Source organism: Holospora undulata HU1 (assembly GCF_000388175.3).
GTDB classification, from domain to species: domain Bacteria; phylum Pseudomonadota; class Alphaproteobacteria; order Holosporales; family Holosporaceae; genus Holospora; species Holospora undulata_A.
The window spans coordinates 1-2941 of the sequence record NZ_ARPM03000005.1 but is presented as its reverse complement, the minus strand read 5'-3'; the positions used below and the strand labels follow the sequence as shown (position 1 = coordinate 2941).

General features: G+C 29.4%; 1 protein-coding gene. It reads left to right on the top strand.

Annotated elements, in window-relative coordinates; translation table 11 throughout:
- Positions 1-1000: 1000 nt before the first annotated feature.
- Positions 1001-2941, top strand: a 1941-nt coding sequence (locus K737_RS00035) for a hypothetical protein (RefSeq protein ID WP_035574501.1), incomplete at its 3' end; no start/stop codon positions are given.

Genomic DNA, 2941 nt, shown 5'->3' with positions numbered 1-2941 from the left:
TCTGATCTAGCCAAAGTATTTGTGAAGGATAAGAGAGCATATCGTGGATCAAGCTGGGTGGCATAGATCAAAGGACTTGATGGTTCCAAGAATATAAAGAGTTTATACTTGTCACCTTGTTCACCTAAGTTGCCCCCTGTAGAGAGATTGTGGCTACATATCAAGTACAACATCCTGAATACTCAGATGTACGCAACAATAGAAAATCTTGAAAGTACTTGAGCCAATTCATACAGGCGCTACTTGATGTTGCAGTGCGGTCAATTTGTAATGCATCCCACCTGTCCATTTAGTAATGGTATCTGGTATAACATCGCACCAATTACGTTAGTTCTGCTATTTGCTTCCCAATCACAAGAGTCAAAACGAAAAATACCCTTTATGAAATATCCATGAGTCCTTGGCTTGTCATAATCAAATCTAATTTCATCGATAAAAATGATGGAACCTCCTGAAAACCTTTTACTTTCAAGTTTTTTTAAAAATTCAGATAGTTTTTTTGTGGCTAATTTGGGATAATTCAAGGTTTTTATAGGTAATTCTTAATATTCTAAGAGCATAAACAATCCCACTTGCACTTACATTCAGACGTTTTACTTGCTAATCAATTTGTAAGAATCTAAAAAATCGTTAACATCCTTTTTAAGAAACTTCTATGTCTACTGTGTAGAAGATTTATTCCTGTTTGATTGAAACTCTATTTTTTTACTCAACCTTACAACAGTATTACAGTATTAATTCTAAATGCAATTGTTTAGAAACTTATGAAAATATAAGCTTTGCTTAGGTTTTATCTGCTGTGCGCTAACAAGGTTTTTATGTTTCCTTAATTATCCAAAAATTGTTTTAGAGTTTTTTTCATCTGCAAAAAATATTTTTGAGGCTCTCGATGTTGATCATAAGCGCTGAATTTCTTTACGCAGTAAATCGATTTTTTTGTTGACATTTTTTTGTAATAATTGTAGAATTAACTTATTGTAAGCAAACATTAAAAATATTTATGAAACAAAAAATACTATTAACTTTTTTTCTTTTTCTTTCGCAGACAGGTTCTTTATATTCTACTCCAGTTGGTCAGTTGACGCCCTCAGAGCTGAGCTCTTTTGTTGAAAACTTTGTTCGAAACAATCCAAAATCTTCTGTTTTGTCATGTATAAAAAAATATTTACAAACTAATGGAAAAGAAAATGTGAAAATAGTATTTTTACACCTTCTATCACAAAAAGTAGTAGAGTCTCAAGAAATAGAAGAAGTTTTGGCTGATACAGAAGTATCTGACGCGTTGTCTAATCAATGGGTGGACCTTTTAAAAAGTTGTATTAGAGAAGATAAACTAGATAATTTTAACAAGTTTTTTGAGAACGATAAAATATTTGCAAAATTAAATAATATTGATTTTAAAATAATATTGAGATGTTGTGCTTATTATAATAAACTAGATTTATTTAATAGTGTTTCTAAAAACAAAGGCGTATTGGAAAAATTAGATAGTGGAGTTTTAGAATCAATATTATACAACTGTATCTTAGACAATAAAATAGATTTTTTCGACGAGCTTTTAAGAAACCAGAAAGTATTGGAAAAATTAGATATTAAGGCAATATTAACCAGATCTGTCGCACAAAATAAATCATTATTTTTCGATAAGTTTTTAAGAAATGCCAACGTATTGGAAAAATTAGATAATGAACGTTTAAAATTGCTATTAATCAGCTGTATCTATTCCGATAAAATAGATTGTTTTGACAAGATTTTAGGAAATGAAAAAGTATTGGAAAAATTAAATAGTAAAGACTTAGAATCAGTATGGGGTAGCTGTATTGAAAAGGACAAGTCATCTTTTTTCGATAAACTTTTAGGAAACGAAAAAGCATTGAAAAAATTAGATAGTACAGATTTAATAAGATCAACAGCAATTAGCTGTATCTGCATCGATAAAATAGATTTTTTTGATAAACTTTTAAGAAACGAAAAAGCATTGGAAAACTTAGATAGTATAGATTTAAGATCAATAGTAATCAGCTGTATCTTTGACAATAAAACAGATTTTTTCGATAAGATTTTAGAAAATGCTAATCTATTAGAAAAATTAAGTAGTGAATATTTAAGATTAATAGTAATCAGCTGCACCTACGATAACAAAATAGATTTCTTCGACAAGCTTTTAGGAAACGCCACCGTATTAAAAAACTTAGATAGTACAGATTTAAAATTAATAGTAGAAAACTTTATTTGCAACGATAAAATAGATTTTTTTGACAAGCTTTTAGAAAACGCCACCGTATTAAAAAACTTAGATAGTACAGATTTAGAGCTAGTATTGGGCCAATGTATCTATAGAAATAAAACAGATTATTTCGACAAACTTTTAGAAAACGCCACCGTATTAAAAAACTTAGATAGTACAGATTTAGAGTTAGTATTGGGCCAATGTATTTATCAAAATAAGACAGATTGTTTCGACAAGCTTTTAGAAAACGCCAGCGTAGTAGAAAAATTAGAGAGTAAAGGTTTAGAGCTAGTATTGGGCCAATATATCTCTAGAAATAAAACAGATTGTTTCGACAAGCTTTTAGAAAACGCCAGCGTAGTAGAAAAATTAGAGAGTAAAGGTTTAGAGCTAGTATTGGGCCAATATATCTCTCGAAATAAAACAGATTTTTTTGACAAGCTTTTAGAAAACGCCAGCGTATTAGAAAAATTAGATAGTAAAGGTTTAAAGTCAGTATTGAGCCAATGTATCTCTAGAAATAAAACAGATTTTTTTGACAAGCTTTTTCAAAATAACGAAAACCTTACAAAATTACTAAAAACATGTATCAAACAGAATAGTGTGGCTTTTTTCTGTAACAGGGAAGTATTATCTTTTTTCACTGATCAAAATAAGATAAAATTATTCAGTGTTCTTTCTGAAAATGATGCTTTTTTTGAAATACTTAGC